The sequence below is a fragment of the Streptomyces sp. NPDC126497 genome, assembly GCF_040302425.1.
In the GTDB taxonomy this organism is placed as follows: Bacteria; Actinomycetota; Actinomycetes; order Streptomycetales; family Streptomycetaceae; genus Streptomyces.
This window is the reverse complement of the sequence record NZ_JBEORT010000015.1, coordinates 15,558-33,182: the sequence shown is the minus strand read 5'-3', so window position 1 is coordinate 33,182 and position 17,625 is coordinate 15,558. Positions and strand designations below refer to the sequence as shown.

The window sequence follows — 17,625 nt, the reverse complement described above, 5'->3', positions numbered from 1 at the left end:
GGAGCCCGCTCCCTCCCCTGCCGGTTCCGCGCCGGATGGCCGGCGCCCGGGGCCGGGCTTAGCGTGCTGGGGAAGGAAGGGAGCGCCATGGGACAGTCCGCGCCGGTGACCGGCGGGCCCTGCTGGGTCGAGCTGGGGACCACCGATCCGGAGTCCGCCCGGCGGTTCTACACGCGGTTGTTCGGCTGGCGCCCCGAGACGGACCCGCGGCGGGAGCCGGGCGGCTACACGGTCGCGTACCTCGGTGACGCGGCGGCCGCCGCGCTGACGCCGCTGTACCAGCCGTCGCAGCCGGTGGCCTGGAGCGTGTCGTTCGCGGTGGCCGACGCCGACGCCGCCCTCCGTGCGGTGGCGGCGGCGGGCGGGCAGCCGCTGCTCGGCCCGACGGACGTGTTCGACGCCGGTCGCTTCGCGGTGGCCGCCGATCCCACCGGCGCCGTCTTCCAGCTGTGGCAGGCGGGCGCCTTCCCGGGCGCGGGGGTGTCCGGCGTGCCCGGGTCCCTGGGCTGGGTGGAGCTGATGACGCGGGCGCCGCGGCAGGCCGTGTCGTTCTACACCGCCGTGTTCGGCTGGAGCGTGGGCGCCTCCCCGCGGTACCCGCGGTGGGGCGTCGGCGGCGCGGACTTCGGCGGCATGGTGACGATGGACGACAAGTTCCCGCACGAGGTGCCCGCGCACTGGCTGCCGTACTTCGCCGTCGACGACGTGGACGACGCCGCGGTGACGACCACGACGGCGGGGGGCACGGTGCTGATGGAGCCCGTCTCGCCCCCGGAGGGCCCGCGCATCGCGGTGCTCCGCGACCCGCAGGGGGCGATGTTCGGCGTGCGCCGGGCGGCGGACGGGAGGTGAGCCGGGGACCGGCCCGCGGCCGTCACGCCCGCAGCGCGCCCAGGCGTCCCTCCAGGCGGCCGAGCAGCTCGCCGAGCAGCGCGGCGAGCTCGCCGCGCTCCGTGCCGTCCAGGCCGGACAGGACGGCGGTCTCGTAGGCGAGCTGCGCGGGCAGGATGCCGTCGACCAGGTCGCGTCCGGCGTCGGTGAGACGGACGTGGGCGACCCGGCGGTCGCGGGTGTCGCCGCGCCGTTCCACCAGCCCGCGTTCGCCGAGCTGCTTGAGGCGTTTGGTGACGGCGGCGCCCGAGGAGAACGTCTCGCGGGCCAGCTCGCCGGGCGTCAGCTCGTGGCCGGTGCGGCGCAGCGCGCCCAGCAGGTCGAACTCCGGGCGGGTCAGCCCCTCCCGGCGCAGCGGGGCGTCCTCCGCCTGCTGGAGGAGGGCGGCGCAGCGGTTGATGCGGCCGATGACCTCCATGGGGCCGGTGTCGAGGTCCGGGTGGACGGCCCGCCACTGCCGGACGACGGCGGCGACGGTGTCCTCCCGCGAGCGTGCGGGCGTGCCCCCGCCGGCCACCGCCGGCGCCCCGCCGTCGGCCGCCGCCGGTCCTTCGGTCGCCGTCATGGCCGTACGTCCTCCGTGTGCGCGTTCGTGTCCGTGCCGGGGTCCGGGAGCAGCCCCAGGCGTCGTACCGTCGCCGCGAGCGTACGGTGTCCCGCCTGTTCGACGAGCACGACCCGCTCCTGGGCCGGCGCGCGCTGCCACCACTCGCCGGAGGCGGCGTCGGCGGTGGCCCGCAGCTCGACGAGGGCGGCGGCGAGGTCGCGGCGGGCGGCGTCCAGGGCGGCGGGGACGGGCCGGGGTCCGGCCAGGAGGCGCGCGGCGTGTTCGCGCGCGCGGTCGGCCGTGGTGAGCGCCCGTTCCACGCGGTCGCCCGCCCGCCGGTTGGTGACGGCCAGCGCGGCGGCGAAGCCGACCAGGGCGCCGACGACGGTGTCCGCCACGCGTTCGGTGATCAGATCACCGGGCCGCTGGTGGCCGGCGAACTCGGTGACCAGCAGCGCCAGCGGGGTCACGCAGACGGTGCCGAGCCAGTAGTTGCGGCCGATGAGCGCCTCGGCGCCGAAGTTGCACAGCAGGCAGCAGAGCACCAGGGCGAGCGGGCCGAGGTGGGCGACGGGGACGAGGACGGCGAAGAGCAGCACACCGGCGAGGTTGCCCACGACGCGCTGGACGGCCCGGCTCCAGGTGAGGGCGATGTTGACCTGATAGAGCGAGGCGGCGGTGACCAGGGCCCAGTAGGGGCGGCCGATTCCGAGGGCGAGCGAGGCGTAGCCGGCGAGGGCGCAGCCGAGGGCGGTGCGCACGGCGACGGGGGTGAGCGGGCCGAGCCCGGCCCACGGGGAGCGCGGCGGGGCGGCGCGCTCGGCGGCCACGCCGAGGAGTTCACCGGCGTCCGCGCGGAAGTCGCCGGCGCGCGGGACGGCGCCGTTGCCGCGCAGCGCGCGGGCCCAGGCACGCAGGCGTACGGGATCGGCCTCGGCGGGCGCGGCGAGGGCGACCTCGGCGCGGACCACGAGCCGTTCGAGGGCGCGGCGGGTGGCGGAGGGCCGGTCGCCGGCGGAGAGCAGGGTCTGCCAGGCGGCGCGCACGGCGGCATGGGCGGCGGCGCGGGCTCCGGTGTGACCGTCGCCTGCGCCGGCGGTCTCGGCGTACGCGGCGACGGCGTTCAGCGCCTGGCCGGTGGCGCGGCGTTCGGGGCCGTGCGGCCGGAACGGCGCGGGTGCCATGCCCACCAGGCAGGCCCAGACACCGGCCGCGGCGGCGAGCCCGAGGTGGCCGGGGACCTGGCCGGGGGTCTGGGGCATGAACAGCGCGGCGGAGCTGACGAAGACGAGGATCACATGGCCGGGCGGGCCGATGCGGGTGGCGTCGCACAGCGTCTTCTGCGCGGCGGCCAGGACGGCGCCGACGGTGACCAGGACGACGGCGTTCGCGGTGAGCGAGGCGGCGACCAGGGCCGCGGCGAGGCCGGCGATCATGCCGAGCACCACCCACGCCAGCGTCCTGGCCCGGGCGGCGTACGGGCGGTTGTGGGCGTAGAGGGCGCACAGGGATCCCGCCATGGTGTACATCGCGAGGTCGAGCCGGCCGAGGGCCACCAGGAGCAGATTGGGCGGTGCGACCGCGGCGACCACGCTGAGGGCGGGCTTGAACCAGATGTCGGACGGCCGCCCGAGGCGCAGCGGGGCGGCGAGCGGGAGACGCCGGGCGGCCTTCGGGACGGTGGGGGTGGGGACGGCACTGCGCATGGAGAACAACGTTAGCAGGTGTTTTACCTGTAAAAAATGCGGGCCGTCCCGTCGTGCTCCCCCGGACGCCCCCCCCCGCACTCCCGTGCGCTCGGGTGCCCGCCACCGGGGCCGGGCATGCCATGACCGACCGTCGAGCGGGTCGAGGGGGAGGTTCGGGTGCACGGACCGGCGTCGTCCGGCTGGCTGCTGGTCGCGCTCTGCGCAGTGACCGGCGCCTACTGTCTGCTGCGCATGCGCAGCCGTGTGGCGGAGCAGCGCCGCGCCGCGGGCGGCGAGGCGCTCATGGGTTTCGGCATGGCCGTGATGGCCGTGCCCGCGGCGGCGTTCACCCCGCCGGCGTGGGCCTGGCCGGCCTTCGCGGTGGTGTTCGGCGCGGCCGGGCTGCAGGCGTTGTGGGCGGCCCGCGCCGGCCTCCGCCACCTGCACCATCTGGTGGGTGCCGTGGCGATGGTGCACATGGCGGTGACCATGGCCTCCTCCACCGGGCAGGGGCACGGGCACGGCGGCTCGGGCACCCCCCTGCTGACCGGGGTCCTGCTGCTCTACTTCGTCGCGTACGTGCTCGCCACCGGCGTACGGCTGGTGCCCGTGGCCGCCGTGGCGGGCAGCGGCCGGGACGCCGGCTGGGGCGACCGGCCGGAGCTGGCGCGGGCCTGCCGGCTGTCCATGGGGATCGCGATGGTGGCGATGCTGCCGGCGATGTGAGGGCGGGACGCGTGGTGCGGCGGTGACCGCGCGGGGCCGTCGACCGCGTCACCCGGGTCCGGGGGCATGGACGGGCCCGTGGAGGGCAGACGCTGGACCGCAGGGGCCGGCACGGGCCCGGAAAGACACGGCAGGAACGGGACAGGGGTCCCGGACGTCGGCGTTCGGAGAGGATCGCGCCATGCACACCCCTCACGCCGCATCCCCGCCCAGGCCACCGGAGCACCGCCCGGTCACCCTCTTCACCGGAGTGCTCGCGCTGTGCTCGGCGCTGTTGCTGACGCTGGTCGGCGCCGAGTGGCGTCCGCTGCTCGAGCTGGACGCCGACGTCGCCCGGACCACCCACCGCTGGGCGGTCGAGGAGCGGGGGCTGACGCAGGCGTCCCGCGTCCTGACGGACTGGGTCTGGGATCCGTGGACGATGCGGGCGCTGTGCGGCGCGGCGGCGGTGCTGCTGGTCCGGCGGTGCGCGGATTCGTGGTCGGCGCTCTGGCTGGTGCTGACGGTCGCCGTCGGAACGGCGGTGCAGCAGGGGCTGAAGGCCGCGCTGGACCGCGCCCGCCCGGTCTGGCCCGACCCGGTGGACTCCGCGCACTACGCGGCGTTCCCGTCGGGGCACGCCATGACCGCGACGGTCGTCTGCGGTCTGCTGCTGTGGTTGCTGCGCCGTCACGGGGCGGGCCGCGTCCTGTGGCGCACGGCGCTGGTCGTGGCGGTCCTCTCGGTGACCGGTGTCGGCCTCACCCGGGTCTGGCTCGGCGTCCACTGGCCGACGGACGTCCTCGGCGGCTGGCTGATCGGCGCCCTGGTGGTCGTCGCGGCCGTGGGGATCCACCGGCGGCGCCGCCCGGCGCACCGGTGAGGCCGGCGCACCGGAGCCGGCCGGCCGGAGCCGGTGGGCCGAGGCCGCTTCCCCGTGTCCAAGACCGTTCACCTCGGGCGATCCCCCGCGTCGCCCGAGGTGAACGGCATCCCGGAAAGGCCCCCGAGGGGGCCGGACCGGATGCGCTGAGTATAGTTGGCTGGCAGCCAGTCAACGCAGGAGTCCAGCATGTCCCCGCGCAGCGCCCTGGTCAATGAAGAGTTGCGGAGGCGTTCGAAGGAGCGGCTTCTGCACGCCGCCGTGGAGCTGGTCGACGAGCACGGGTACGAGGCGACGACGCTGGGCGACATCGCCGACCGGGCGGGCTCCGCGCGGGGCCTGGTGTCGTACTACTTCCCGGGGAAGCGCCAGCTCGTGCAGTCCGCCGTGCACCGGCTGATGCACCGCACCCTGGAGGAGGCCCTGGAGCGGGAGCCGCGCACCGAGGACGGCCGGGAGCGGATGGCGCGGGCCATCGACGCGATCCTGGGCCTGGCGCGGGACCGGCCGGTGCTGATGCGCCAGCACATGGCAGGACTGCTGCAGGCCGAGGGTTTCCTGCCCTGCCCCGAGCAGCGGCGGCTGGCCGAACTGCTGGGCGACACCGTCGCCCGGCACGGCTCCCACGACGTCGACGCGGACTATCCGATGCTGCGCGCCCTGCTGATGGGCGCCGTGTACGCGGCCGTGATGCCGGGCGCGCCCATGCCGGTGCCGGTGCTGCGCGCGGAGCTGTTCAAGCGCTACCGGCTCGACTGGGGGATGGGTGTCCCGCCGGACGCCGAGGCGGTCGGCGGGACGCGCGGGAAGGGCCGGACGGACATGGCCCGGTTCTTCGCCACGGAGCCGGACGCTCAGTCGAAGTAGTCCGGCTGGGTCTGGACGTTGAGCTCGCTCTGGTGGACCCGGCGGGCCGGGTCCGTGCGCCGGTCGTCGATCCTCAGGACGTCGAAGCCCTTGGCGATGTCGTTGGAGTAGATGTAGCCGTTGTAGTAGTACGCCGACCAGGAACCGCCGGTGACGAGCTGGTCCGTGGAGAGCGGGCCGCGCTCGAAGTAGGCGATCTCCTTCGGCTTCGAGGAGTCGGTGAAGTCCCAGACGGAGACGCCGCCCTGGTACCAGGCCTGGACCATCAGGTCCTTGCCCTTGACCGGGATCAGCGAGCCGTTGTGGGCCACGCAGTTCTCGGTGTCCGCCTGGTGGCGGGGAATCTTGAAGTAGCTGCGGAGGACCAGCTTCTGCCGGTCGCCCTTGCCGACGATGTCGTAGATGCCGTCCGCGCCGCGGTTCGGGCCGGTCTCCGCGTTGCAGGTGGCACCGCCACCGCCGCCCAGCTCGTCGGTGAAGACGACCTTGTTCGCCTTCTGGTTGAAGGTCGCCGAGTGCCAGAACGCGAAGTTGACGTTGTCCTGCACCCGGTCGATCACCCGCGGACGCTCCGGGTCCTTGATGGAGAACAGGATGCCGTCGCCCATGCAGGCGCCGGCGGCCAGGTCCTTCGACGGCAGCACGGTGATGTCGTGGCAGCCGGTGGTCTTGGAGACACCCGGGTTGGTGGGCCCACCGGGGTTGCCACCGCCGTCCGGGCCCTCACCCGGGAACAGCACCGGGAAGCCGACCAGCGCCGCCTTGTGCGGGGCCTTGCGCGGCACCTTGATCACCGAGATGCCGTCGTGCGGCGGCTGGCAGTCGGGGTAGGCCGCGTTCGGCGCGTACGAGGAGACGTAGATGTACACGTTCCTGCGCTCGGGCACCAGCGTGTGGGTGTGCGAGCCGCAGGCGGTCTCGACGGCGGCGACGTAGCGCGGGTTCCGCTTGTCGCTGATGTCGAAGACCTTCATGCCCTCCCACGAGGACTTCTCGGTCGCCGGCTGCGTGGTGCTGTTGCAACTGCTGTCGCTGCGCGAGGAGTCGGTGGACAGGAACAGCAGGTCGCCGGAGACGGAGATGTCGTTCTGCGAGCCGGGGCACAGCACCTGGGCCACCGTCTTCGGCGCCTTCGGGTTGCCGATGTCGAAGATGCGGAAGCCGTCGTAGTTGCCGGCGAAGGCGTACCGGCCCTGGAAGGCCAGGTCCGAGTTGGTGCCGGACAGCGCGTCCTTGGGGATGTTGGCCACGTGCCGGATGTTGCCGGAGTGGACGACCTCGTCCTGGCCGGGTATCTCGCCGCTCCGGATGGCCTCGCGCGCCTCGGCCTGGTCGCTGCGCGACACCTTCTTCTCGGCGGCCGGCGGATCCCCGGGGTCGGGGATCGCCGCGGCCGGCGCGGCGGTGAGCAGCGCCGCCAGCAGACCGCCTGCCGCCGCGGCAACTCCCAGACGTCTGCGCCGGGTTCGGGGAACACTCAACAGGATCACTGTTTTCCTCCCTGATTCCGTTCACTTCGGAACGGTTTTCGCACCGGCAGTATCGTCTTGGACATGCACATATCAGAAGGGGGCAACACGGTCGCAATGAAGTTTTCCGATCAGTGTCACGCGGAAGCGTGCTAGGACGGTCGTCAGCACTCACGAGGTGTACTGCCGTCCTCCCGGAGGGAGGGCCCCACCCGCAGGAGGTCCTTGTGCACTACCGCCGTGCGTCACGCGTGTCCGCCGTCGCAGCCGGGCTGACCGCCCTGGCCGTGCTCGGGCTCGTGGGCTGCGACTCCGGCACCGAGGGGGCCGGGCCGTCCGCCGGGAACGGGCCTTCGGTCATCGCACCCGGTGAGCCCGGGGAGGCCAACCGGACCCTGTCGGCCGAGGAGGCCGAGGAGCGGCGTGCGGAGGACGACTCCCCCAACTCCGCGGACGTCTCGTACGCGCGGATGATGATCCGGCACCACGCCCAGGCCCTCGAGATGACCGGACTGGCGCCGGACCGCGCCGAGTCGCCGAAGATCATCCGGCTGGCCGAGCGCATCGCCGACGCGCAGCGGCCGGAGATCGAGGCGATGAGGGGATGGCTGAAGGGCCACGGCGAGGCGGAGCGGGACGACGGACGCGGGCACGACCACGCGACGATGCCCGGGATGGCCACACGGGCCCAGTTGAAGCAGCTGCGCACGGCCGACGGCAAGGCCTTCGACCAGCTCTTCCTCACCCTGATGATCACCCATCACCAGGGGGCGGTCACCATGTCCACCGAGGTGAAGGGAGAGGGCAACAACATCTGGATCGAGGAGACGGCGGACGACGCGGTCGCCCAGCAGACCAGCGAGATCGGCCGGATGCGCGACCTGTTGTGACGGTGCGGCGGCATCCGGCCGGGCGGCTCAGCGCCGGGCGTGCCGCGCGGGCAGCAGTCCCGCGTCACGCGTCCGGCCGATGAGCCGGAGCGCCCCGCGCCGGCTGTACCCGGTCTCGTCCATCACTGCGAGGACCGGATCGGCTCCCCGCTCCTGCGCCGCGCGGTACACGCGCGCCACCAGGTCCCGCTCCTCCCCCTCCCCCGGCCGGGCGGGCCGCTCCCGGTGCGCGCCCGGGGCGGCGTCGCCCCCGGGGTCCGGTCCCGGCTCGGCACCGCAGGCCCGGGCCAGCGGCCCCTCGATCCAGTCGGCGAACAGGGCCAGGTCCTCCAGGGCGAGCGCCGGCCGGGCCTGTACGTCCTCGACGCAGACCCACCCCTCGCACACCATGGCCAGCGCGTCGATCCGGGCCCCGTCGCCGAAGACCAGCCGCACATGGAGCCACCGCGTCGCCCGCTCCCCCTCCCGCACTTCCCAGGCGGGCCACACGGACACCGCGCCCTCCGCCAAGGAGCGATCGGAAAGATGAAGAAAAGATGCCTCAAGCACACACGCAACGTAACCGCGTGATCAGTTTCCCTCCGCGGAACACGCACCACGGACGGCGGACGGCACCCTGTCAGCGGAGCGCGGACGGTGCCATGCTGGAGGGACCAGCGATCTCCTGACGATCCCCGGGTGAGGAGTTCCGCCGTGCTGCGTGTCGCCGTCGTCGGTTCCGGGCCGAGCGGGTGCTACACCGCCCAGAGCCTCGTCCAGCAGGACGCCCGGGTGCGCGTGGACGTCCTGGACCGGCTGCCGTGCCCGTACGGCCTGGTCCGCTACGGCGTGGCGCCGGACCACGAGAAGATCAAGTCCCTGCAGCACACCCTCCGCGCGGTCCTGGAGCACGAGCGCGTGCGCTTCCTCGGCGGGGTGCCGGTCGGGCCGGGCGGGGTGCCGGCCGCGCGGCTGCGGGAGCTGTACCACGCGGTGGTGTACTGCGTGGGCGCCGCCACGGACCGGCGGCTGGGCATCCCCGGCGAGGAGCTGCCGGGCAGCTGGTCGGCGACGGAGTTCGTGTCCTGGTACAGCGCGCATCCGGACTCCGTCGGGGGCGGTTTCCTGCGCGGGGTGCGGTCCGCGGTGGTCATCGGGGTGGGGAACGTCGCCGTGGACGTCACCCGCGTGCTGGCCCGGGGCGTGACGGAGCTGAGCCCGACCGACATGCCGCACGCGGCCCTGACCGCGCTCGCGGCGAGCGAGGTGACGGACCTCCACATGGTGGGCCGGCGGGGCCCGTCCCAGGCCCGCTTCACCACCAAGGAACTGCGTGAACTGGGGACCCTGCCGGACACCGGCGTCACCGTGGACCCGGCCGAGGCGGCACGGGACCCGGCGTTCACGGACCCGTCCGCGCTGTCCGCCCCGCAGCGCCGCAACGTCGAGGTGCTGCGCGGCTGGTCCGGGGCACCGGCACCGGGCGTCCGGCGGCTGATCCGGCTGCGCTTCTTCCTCCGCCCGGCCGAACTGATCGCCCGGGAGGGCAGGGTGGGCGCGGTGCGCTTCGAGCGGACGGCGCCGGACGGACGCGGCGGCGTCACGGGCACGGGGCTGTTCGAGGACATCGAGGCGCAGTTGGTGCTGCGCTCGGTGGGGTATCGCGGGGTGCCGCTGGAGGGACTGCCGTTCGACGCGGCCGCCGGCACGGTGCCGCACCGCGCCGGACGGGTGCTGCGCGAGGGCGCCGTCGCTCCGGGCGAGTACGTGGCGGGCTGGATCAAGCGGGGCCCGACGGGCGTCATCGGCACGAACCGGCCGTGCGCGAAGGAGACGGTGGCCTCCCTGCTGCGGGACGCGCCCTCCCTCACGGACCGCGCCCTGCCCGGGGACCCGCTGGCGGCACTGCGGGCCGAGGGCGTCGAACCGGTCGAATGGGAGGGCTGGCAGGCGATCGAGCGGGCGGAGGCCCGGCTGGGCGCCTCCCTCGGCCGGAACACCGTCAAGCTCTCCGACTGGGAGTCCCTCCTGTCGGCGGCCCGCGGGACGGACGGGTAGGACCCGGCCCGGAGGTCCCCTCCGCCGGGCGGCACCACGCACGCCCCCCGCCCGCCGGCGCCGGCCCTCCCGGCCGGATGCGATGTGCGCGAACCGTTGACTAGAAAGCGCTTGCCCCATACCTTCCGTTCAACAGCGTGACCGGTTCACCCCATCCGGCCGGGCACTCTGTGCACTACCAGGAACGTCGTTCACACACATGGCTCGCACCCCCACACCACACGACAGAAGGAACGACATGACGTCCCCGAAACGACCGTGCGCCCGCGCGCTGACGGGCGCACTCGCCACCCTGGGCCTCTCGGTTGGCATGCTCATGACTGTAGGAGCGTCCCCGGCGAGCGCCGCCACCTGGCCGACCGCGAACGGCAGCCAGGCCGTCTCCTCCACCATCGCCGTGTCCGGCACCAAGGACTACGGGATGAAGCGCCTGTACGGCAGCGGCGACCTGGGCTCCGGCAGCCAGGACGAGGACCAGGGCCCGCTCCTGGAGCTGGCGGACGGCGCGGTCCTGAAGAACGTGATCCTGGGCGCCCCCGCCGCCGACGGCGTCCACTGCAAGGGCTCCTGCACGCTGCAGAACGTCTGGTGGGAGGACGTCGGCGAGGACGCCGCCACGTTCAAGGGCAAGTCCTCGGGATCGGTCTACACCGTCAGCGGCGGCGGCGCCAAGGAAGCCAGCGACAAGGTGTTCCAGTTCAACGGGGCCGGAACGCTGAACGTGTCGAACTTCGCGGTCAAGAACTTCGGCACCTTCGTCCGCTCCTGCGGCAACTGCTCCACGCAGTACAAGCGGACGATCAACCTCAACACCATCGAGGTGACCTGGAAGGGCAGCAAGCTCGCCGGCATCAACACCAACTACGGCGACAGCGCGACCCTGCGCAACATCACGATCATCGGGGACAGCAGCAGGAAGATCGTCCCCTGCCAGAAGTACATCGGCAACAACACCGGCAAGGAGCCGAGCACCAACGGCTCGGGCCCCGACGGCACGTACTGCAAGTACGCGTCGTCCGACATCACCTACCGGTAGCCCCCGCGGGTGACGGCCGTACGAGGCGTCCCGCGCGGCGCCCCGTACGGCCGACCGGCCCCCGTCCGCCTTCACGCGTCGCGCACCCGCGCACGCACCTCCCCCGTCAGTTCCCGCCGGTACTCCGCGTAGGCGGACCGCAGCGCGCCGCCCGGCCAGTCGGCGGGAAGCAGCGAGGGCGGCAGGACGGGATCGGTGAGCAGATGGCGCACGACGGCGGCGAACGCGGCGAGCCGCTCGGCGGGGCGAGCGGCACGGTCGACGCGGCCGAGGAGCGCGCGGGCCGTGCCGGACCAGGCGTCCAGCGGCCACAGGGCCGCGGCGAGTTCGCGGGCGGGCCGGCCGGGGCGGGCCGTGCCGCGCTCGGCGACCTCGTCGAGGTGCGCGGGCAGGCGCCGCTCCAGATTGGCGGGACGCAGCCACACCCCCTCGCGCAGTTCGGCGAGCCGGAGGTCCGCCAGCCGGGAACGCAGGTCCGCGCGTTCGGCGGGGCCCCTGCCGGTCGCGGTGATCACCACCAGTTCCCAGTCGCCGTCCCAGGCGCGCGTGCGCGGTCCCACGGACTCGTCCTGGCGGCGCTGGCGTTCCAGCAGCCGGTCGCTGAGGCGGTAGCCGGCGTCCGTGCGCCGCAGGTCGCCGGCGGCGACCATCCGGCTGAGTGCCGCACGGAGCGTGGACCCCCCGACGTCGAAACCCTCCAGGAGCCGTCCGAGTTCCCTCGCCGGCAGCTCCGGCGGGTGGGTCCCGAGCAGCAGGCTCAGCACGACCGACCGCGCGGACAGCGGGCGCGGTCGCGGGTCGTCCGGCGCCGCCGGGTCGTTCCTCCCCATGGGGCCGTACTCTACGACGCCGACCGTGTTGCACGATTGCTGCGGCTGTACGACCAGTGCAACACTCGATCCATGGCCACCACACTCGCGGACGAGCCGCGGCAGGAGTCCGGCGCACCCGGCGGCGCCACGCACCACGTCACCAACCAGCCCCCTCCCCTGACCCCGTACGACGCCTCCGACGACACCGCCCTGCTGGAGGGCCTGCGGCGGGAGGGCGCCGACTGGGCCGAGGAGGACCTGCGCCGGCTCGGCCGGCTGGCCGGCAGCGCACAGGTGCAGGAGTGGAGCGACCTGGCCAACCGCCACGAGCCCGAACTGCGCACCCACGACCGGTACGGGCACCGGATCGACGAGGTGGAGTTCCATCCGAGCTGGCACCACCTGATGCGCGCGGCCGTCGCCGAAGGGCTGGCCGCCGCGCCCTGGGCGGACGGGCGTCCCGGCGCCCACGTCGTCCGTACCGCCAAGGGGCTGGTGTGGGGACACACCGAGGCGGGGCACGGCTGCCCGACGTCCATGACGTACGCGGCGGTGCCGGCGCTGCGGCGGCAGCCGGAGCTGGCCGAGGCGTACGAACCGGGGCTGACCAGCCGGGAGTACGAGCCGGGCCTCGCCGTGCCGGCCGGGAAGCGCGGGCTGCTGGCCGGCATGGGGATGACCGAGAAGCAGGGCGGCTCCGACGTCCGGACCAACACCACGTCGGCCGCTCCGACCGCCGAGCCGGGCGTGTACACCCTGCGCGGCCACAAGTGGTTCACGTCGGCGCCGATGTGCGACGTGTTCCTGGTGCTGGCGCAGGCCCCGGGCGGGCTGTCGTGCTTCCTGGTGCCGCGGGTGCTGCCCGACGGCACCCGCAACACGTTCCGCGTCCAGCGGCTGAAGGACAAGCTGGGCAACCGCTCCAACGCCTCCTCCGAGCCCGAGTTCGACGGCACCGTCGCCTGGCTGGTCGGTCCCGAGGGGCAGGGCGTGAAGACCATCATCGAGATGGTCAACTGCACCCGGCTGGACTGCGTGACGATGTCGGCGGCGCTGATGCGCAGGACGCTCGTCGAGGCGGGCCACCACGTGCGGCACCGCAGCGCCTTCGGGGCGCGGCTGGTGGACCAGCCGCTGATGCGCAACGTACTGGCCGATCTGGCCCTGGAGTCCGAGGCCGCCACGGCCCTCACCCTGCGCCTGGCCGGGGCGACCGACCGCGCGGTGCGCGGGGACGCCGGGGAGGCCGCGTTCCGCCGGATCGCGACGGCGGCCGGCAAGTACTGGGTCACCAAGCGGGGGCCCGCCTTCACCGCCGAGGCCCTGGAGTGCCTGGGCGGCAACGGTTACGTCGAGGAGTCGGGCATGCCCCGGCACTACCGCGAGGCCCCGCTGCTGTCGATCTGGGAGGGCTCGGGCAACGTCAACGCCCTCGACGTGCTGCGGGCGCTCGGCCGGGAGCCGGCGACCGCGCAGGCGCTGTTCGACGAGCTCGCCCTGGCGCGCGGGGCGGACGCCCGGCTGGACGCGGCCGTGGCCGGGCTGAAGGACCGGCCGGCCGGGGAGTCGCCGGCCGGCGCCCGCCGGCTGGTCGAGCGGATGGCCCTGGTCCTCCAGGGCTCCCTCCTCGTCCGGTACGCCCCGGCCGCGGTCGCCGACGCCTTCTGCGCGACGCGGCTGGGCGGCGACTGGGGGCACGCCTTCGGCACGCTGCCCGCGGCGGCCGGGCTGGACGCGATCCTCGGCCGCGCCCTGCCGGACGGCGGCTGACCCCTCCGCCGGCTCCCGTGCGCGGGTGTCCCCGTGCGCGGGGACACCCGGCCCGGCCTGCGGCGACACCGGTCCGGAGGTGACTGTCAGTGGCGGGGTGCAGACTGGCCGGTGTCCTGGAACGAGGACGTCGACGAGGACGTCGCGGAGGTGATCGGCATGGCCGAGGTACTGCTCGCCGTGGGCACCCGCAAGGGCCTGTTCATCGGGCGCCGGCGGGGTGGCACCTGGGAGTTCGACGAGAGTCCCTACTTCAACGCACAGGCCGTGTACTCGGTCGCCATCGACACCCGAGGCGGACGTCCGCGGCTGCTGGCCGGCGGGGACAGCGCGCACTGGGGTCCGTCGGTGTTCCACTCCGACGACCTGGGACGCGGCTGGACCGAACCGGCCCGGCCCGCCGTCAGGTTCCCCAAGGACACGGGGGCTTCGCTGGAGCGGGTCTGGCAGCTGCACCCGTCCGAGGCCGAACCGGACGTGGTGTACGCGGGGACGGAACCGGCCGCGCTCTACCGCTCGGAGGACCGCGGGGAGACCTTCGAGCTGGTCCGGCCGCTGTGGGAGCACCCCACCCGCGCGAAGTGGGTGCCCGGCGGCGGCGGTGAGGGACTGCACACCGTGCTGACCGACGCCCGGGATCCGCGGGCCGTGACGGTGGCCGTCTCCACGGCGGGGGTGTTCCGCACCCTGGACGGAGGGGCGAGCTGGACCCCGTCCAACTCCGGGGTGTCCGCGGTGTTCCTGCCGGACCCGGACCCGGAGTTCGGGCAGTGCGTGCACAAGGTCGCCCGGGACGCGGTCGACCCGGACCGGCTGTACCTGCAGAACCACTGGGGCGTGTACCGCAGTGACGACGCGGGCGGGAGCTGGACGGACATCGGCGAGGGCCTGCCGTCGACGTTCGGTTTCGCGGTGGTGGCCCACCCCCGTCGCGGCGACACGGCGTACGTGTTCCCGATCAACGCCGACTCCGACCGGGTGCCGGCCGGCCGGCGCTGCCGGGTCTACCGGACCACGGACGCGGGCCGGAGCTGGGAGCCGCTCACGGCGGGGCTGCCGCGGGAGGACCACTACGGCACGGTGCTGCGCGACGCGATGTGTCACGACGGGGCGGACCCGGCGGGCGTCTACTTCGGCAACCGCAACGGCGAGGTGTACGCGTCGGCCGACGACGGCGACAGCTGGCGGCAGCTGGCGTCGCACCTGCCGGACGTGCTGTGCGTACGGGCCGCGGTCGTCGCATGAGCCGCACGAGCCGCACGAGGGTCCCGTCCGGTCCTGGCCACTGGTTGATCTCCGCCGCCGTCGCGGCAGTAGGGTGACGCCCGTGGCACCACGACCCTTGAATGAGATCGTCGAAGCGGGCTGGGCGAAGGCCCTGGAGCCGGTGGCCGGACGCGTCGCCGCGATGGGGGACTTCCTGCGCGCGGAGATCGCCGCGGGACGCACCTACCTCCCGGCCGGAGCGAACGTCCTGCGCGCCTTCCAGCAGCCCTTCGACGAGGTACGCGTCCTGATCGTCGGGCAGGACCCGTACCCCACCCCGGGGCACGCGGTGGGACTGTCGTTCTCGGTCGCGCCCGAGGTGCGGCCGCTGCCGGGGAGCCTCGTCAACATCTTCCGGGAGCTCGGCACCGACCTGGGCCTGCCCCAGCCGTCCAACGGCGACCTCACCCCCTGGACCGAGCAGGGCGTGCTGCTGCTCAACAGGGCGCTGACGACGGCCCCCCGCAAGCCGGGCGCCCACCGCGGCAAGGGCTGGGAGGAGGTCACCGAGCAGGCGATACGGGCGCTGGCCGGGCGGGGCAAGCCCCTGGTCTCCATCCTGTGGGGGCGCGACGCCCGCAACTGCCGTCCGCTGCTGGGCGATCTGCCCGCGGTGGAGTCGGCCCACCCGTCGCCGATGTCCGCCGACCGCGGCTTCTTCGGCTCCCGTCCGTTCAGCCGGGCCAACGACCTGCTGATCCGTCAGGGCGGCCAACCGGTGGACTGGCGCCTGCCGTGACCGGGTCCGGGCCCGGCTTCCTCGCCGTGGACTCCGGGGGCTCCGGACTGCGGGTCGTCGCCGGTACCGGTGGACGCGGCCCGCTGGCCCGGGCGGCCTCGGACGAACCGGTGCGGACGGGGGCCCGGGGCATCGACCCGGCGCATCTCATGGAGCGGCTGGTGCCGATGGCGCGGGCCCTGTGCGCCGAGGCCGGGACCGGGCGGCCCGAGGTGGCCGTCGTCGGCGCGGCCGGGATGGCGAGCCTGGGGGACGCGCTGCGCGCGGAGCTGCCGGACGCGCTCCGCCGTGAACTGGGCGTGCGCCGGGTGGCGCTGGCCGCGGACGCCGTCACCGCGTACGTCGGCGCCCTCGGGCCGCGGCCCGGCGCCGTGGTCGCCGCGGGGACGGGGCTGATCGCGATCGGCACCGATCTGACCGGCTGGCGCCGGGCGGACGGCTGGGGGCACCTGCTGGGCGACTGCGGCGGCGGCGCCTGGATCGGGCGGGCGGGACTGGAGGCGGCGCTGCGCGCGCACGACGGGCGGCGGGGCGGCTCCGCGCGGCTGCTGGCGAGCGCCGAGGAGCTGTTCGGTCCGGCGGCCGGGCTGCCCGGCCGGCTGTATCCGCGCACCGACCGGCCGGCCGTGCTCGCCTCCTTCGCGCCCCGGGTGGGCGCGTGCGCGGCCGACGGCGATCCCGTCGCCGTGGAGGTGCTGCGGGCGGCGGCCCGGCACATGGCCGACTCCGCCGCGGCCGTGTGCCCCGCGGTGGAGGAACCGGTGGTCGCCCTCACCGGTGGTCTGTTCCGGATGGGCGCGGCGCTGCTGGACCCCCTGGACGAGGAGCTGGCCGGCCGGCTGCCCGGGGCGCGGCGGATCACGGCCGAAGGGGATCCCCTGCACGGGGCGGTACGCATCGCGCAGGACCTCGCCGCCGGCTCGTTCACCCTGCCGGGCGACGAGAGGATGCTGTGCGTGACGGATCCGGCAGGTGAGCGCGTCACCCGCGCGACCGGTGTCCGTACGTAACTCATCAGACAAAACCGGACGGATACCGCTCACCCGCACCCTCCCCGAACAGAGGAGCCCGGAAAGCCACTAACATGCCGCAACATGAGCACCCCCACTGGGCCCGCGTCCGGCCTGCCCGTACGAATGCCGCGCCCCCGCCAGCCCGGACGGCACCGCCGTCCCGAACCCCTGGTGGCTCCCGAGGGCGCGCCCGCGCTCGTCCTCGCCGTGCCGGGTACGCCCAGTAGTGCCACCCGCTCGCTCGCCGAAGAGGTCGTGAGCATCGCCCGTTCCGAGCTGCCCGGCCTGGACGCCCGGATCGGTTACCTCGACGGCGACGACGAGGAGTTCCCGGCGCTGCGGTCCGTCCTCGCGTACGCGGCCGAGGAGCGCACCGCCCGCTTCGAGCAGGCCCGCGCCGCCGGCATGGACGTCAAGGAGCCCGACGGCCCCGTCGCCGTCGTCGTGCCGCTGCTCGCCGGCCCGGACAGCGCGCTGCTGCGCCAGGTCCGCCAGGCCGTGATGGACAGCCGGGTCGCCGCCGAGCTGACCGACGTGCTGGGCCCGCACCCGCTGCTCGCCGAGGCGCTGCACGTGCGGCTGTCCGAGGCCGGTCTGGCCCGCGCCGACCGCGCCCGTCTGTTCACCGTGGCGACCGCGGCGGACGGCATCGTCCTGGCCTCCGTGGGCGGTGACGAGGCCGTGCAGGCGGCCGGGATCACCGGCATGCTGCTCGCCGCGCGCCTCGCCGTTCCGGTGATGGCGGCGGCCCTGGACCAGGACGGTTCCATCGCCTCCGTGGCCGAGCAGCTGCGGGGTTCCGGTTCGCAGCAGCTGGCGCTCGCGCCGTACCTGATCGGTCCGGAGATCGACGCCAGCCTGGTCGAGGAGGCCGCGAAGGAGGCGGGCTGCTCCGCCTCCGAGGCGCTCGGCGCGTACCCGGCGATCGGCAAGCTGGCACTGGCCAAGTACACGACCGCGCTGGGCATCGCCCCGCAGCAGGCGCAGAGCACCCCGGCCCGCTGACCCGGCC

The 17,625-nt window shown here is 74.5% G+C and carries 16 protein-coding genes and 1 pseudogene; 12 read left to right on the top strand and 5 right to left on the bottom strand.

What is annotated here, in order from left to right; translation table 11 throughout:
- Positions 1 to 87 precede the first annotated feature (87 nt).
- A complete protein-coding gene (locus tag ABTY20_RS10405; protein WP_351996562.1) occupies positions 88 to 852 on the top strand; it encodes a VOC family protein in 765 nt (254 codons plus the stop codon).
- Positions 853 to 874: 22 nt separating this feature from the next.
- Here ABTY20_RS10405 and ABTY20_RS10400 read toward each other — a convergent pair whose 3' ends face one another.
- Both ABTY20_RS10400 and ABTY20_RS10395 read right to left on the bottom strand, forming a co-directional pair.
- Positions 875 to 1,456 carry a MarR family winged helix-turn-helix transcriptional regulator gene (locus tag ABTY20_RS10400; protein WP_351996561.1) on the bottom strand — a complete coding sequence of 194 codons (582 nt, stop codon included), beginning with the start codon at positions 1,454 to 1,456 and terminating at the stop codon, positions 875 to 877.
- Entirely contained in the window at positions 1,453 to 3,144 is a 1,692-nt protein-coding gene (locus ABTY20_RS10395) for an FUSC family protein (protein ID WP_351996560.1), read from the bottom strand. Before ABTY20_RS10395 ends, ABTY20_RS10400 begins: the two co-directional genes overlap by 4 nt.
- Positions 3,145 to 3,303: 159 nt before the next feature.
- Between ABTY20_RS10395 and ABTY20_RS10390 the strand changes: the two genes are divergently transcribed.
- The 3 genes from ABTY20_RS10390 (at position 3,304) to ABTY20_RS10380 (ending at position 5,581) form a co-directional block, all read left to right on the top strand.
- Positions 3,304 to 3,852: a DUF5134 domain-containing protein gene (locus tag ABTY20_RS10390; RefSeq protein ID WP_351996559.1), complete on the top strand. Its 549-nt coding sequence runs from the start codon at positions 3,304 to 3,306 to the stop codon at positions 3,850 to 3,852.
- Positions 3,853 to 4,033: 181 nt separating this feature from the next.
- The gene (locus tag ABTY20_RS10385; RefSeq protein WP_351996558.1) at positions 4,034 to 4,714 is read left to right on the top strand and encodes a phosphatase PAP2 family protein; all 681 of its coding nucleotides are present in this window, start codon (positions 4,034 to 4,036) and stop codon (positions 4,712 to 4,714) included.
- A gap of 189 nt (positions 4,715 to 4,903) precedes the next feature.
- Positions 4,904 to 5,581, top strand: a complete 678-nt coding sequence (locus ABTY20_RS10380) for a TetR/AcrR family transcriptional regulator (RefSeq protein ID WP_351996557.1) — start codon at positions 4,904 to 4,906, stop codon at positions 5,579 to 5,581.
- Here the strand turns inward: ABTY20_RS10380 and ABTY20_RS10375 are convergent.
- Entirely contained in the window at positions 5,569 to 7,071 is a 1,503-nt protein-coding gene (locus ABTY20_RS10375; RefSeq protein ID WP_351996556.1) for an LVIVD repeat-containing protein, read from the bottom strand. The genes ABTY20_RS10380 and ABTY20_RS10375 overlap by 13 nt on opposite strands.
- A gap of 206 nt (positions 7,072 to 7,277) precedes the next feature.
- Here ABTY20_RS10375 and ABTY20_RS10370 point away from each other — a divergent pair, with 206 nt between their 5' ends.
- Complete coding sequence (locus ABTY20_RS10370) at positions 7,278 to 7,940, top strand: DUF305 domain-containing protein (protein ID WP_351996555.1); 663 nt, start codon at positions 7,278 to 7,280, stop codon at positions 7,938 to 7,940.
- Positions 7,941 to 7,967: 27 nt separating this feature from the next.
- Here ABTY20_RS10370 and ABTY20_RS10365 read toward each other — a convergent pair whose 3' ends face one another.
- Positions 7,968 to 8,435, bottom strand: coding sequence for a DUF6214 family protein (locus ABTY20_RS10365; RefSeq protein WP_351996554.1), 468 nt, complete (start codon positions 8,433 to 8,435; stop codon positions 7,968 to 7,970).
- A gap of 198 nt (positions 8,436 to 8,633) precedes the next feature.
- Here ABTY20_RS10365 and ABTY20_RS10360 point away from each other — a divergent pair, with 198 nt between their 5' ends.
- Positions 8,634 to 9,977 carry an FAD-dependent oxidoreductase gene (locus ABTY20_RS10360; RefSeq protein WP_351996553.1) on the top strand — a complete coding sequence of 448 codons (1,344 nt, stop codon included), beginning with the start codon at positions 8,634 to 8,636 and terminating at the stop codon, positions 9,975 to 9,977.
- A 238-nt stretch (positions 9,978 to 10,215) separates the two neighbouring features.
- Positions 10,216 to 11,013, top strand: a complete 798-nt coding sequence (locus tag ABTY20_RS10355; protein ID WP_351996552.1) for a pectate lyase — start codon at positions 10,216 to 10,218, stop codon at positions 11,011 to 11,013.
- 71 nt (positions 11,014 to 11,084) lie between these two features.
- Here ABTY20_RS10355 and ABTY20_RS10350 read toward each other — a convergent pair whose 3' ends face one another.
- Entirely contained in the window at positions 11,085 to 11,843 is a 759-nt protein-coding gene (locus tag ABTY20_RS10350; RefSeq protein ID WP_351996551.1) for a PaaX family transcriptional regulator C-terminal domain-containing protein, read from the bottom strand.
- Positions 11,844 to 11,915: 72 nt separating this feature from the next.
- Here ABTY20_RS10350 and ABTY20_RS10345 point away from each other — a divergent pair, with 72 nt between their 5' ends.
- From ABTY20_RS10345 to ABTY20_RS10325, 5 genes and pseudogenes are all read left to right on the top strand, one after another.
- Complete coding sequence (locus ABTY20_RS10345) at positions 11,916 to 13,595, top strand: acyl-CoA dehydrogenase family protein (protein WP_351996550.1); 1,680 nt, start codon at positions 11,916 to 11,918, stop codon at positions 13,593 to 13,595.
- 89 nt (positions 13,596 to 13,684) lie between these two features.
- A pseudogene (locus ABTY20_RS10340) lies at positions 13,685 to 14,840 on the top strand (WD40/YVTN/BNR-like repeat-containing protein).
- An 82-nt stretch (positions 14,841 to 14,922) separates the two neighbouring features.
- Entirely contained in the window at positions 14,923 to 15,600 is a 678-nt protein-coding gene (locus tag ABTY20_RS10335; protein WP_351996549.1) for a uracil-DNA glycosylase, read from the top strand.
- Positions 15,597 to 16,610 (top strand): N-acetylglucosamine kinase, encoded by a 1,014-nt coding sequence (locus tag ABTY20_RS10330; RefSeq protein ID WP_351996548.1) that lies wholly within the window; start codon positions 15,597 to 15,599, stop codon positions 16,608 to 16,610. The genes ABTY20_RS10335 and ABTY20_RS10330 overlap by 4 nt, the downstream gene beginning before the upstream one ends.
- Positions 16,611 to 16,694: 84 nt before the next feature.
- On the top strand, positions 16,695 to 17,618 hold the full coding sequence (locus ABTY20_RS10325) for a sirohydrochlorin chelatase (RefSeq protein WP_351996547.1): 924 nt from the start codon (positions 16,695 to 16,697) through the stop codon (positions 17,616 to 17,618).
- Positions 17,619 to 17,625: the final 7 nt, after the last annotated feature.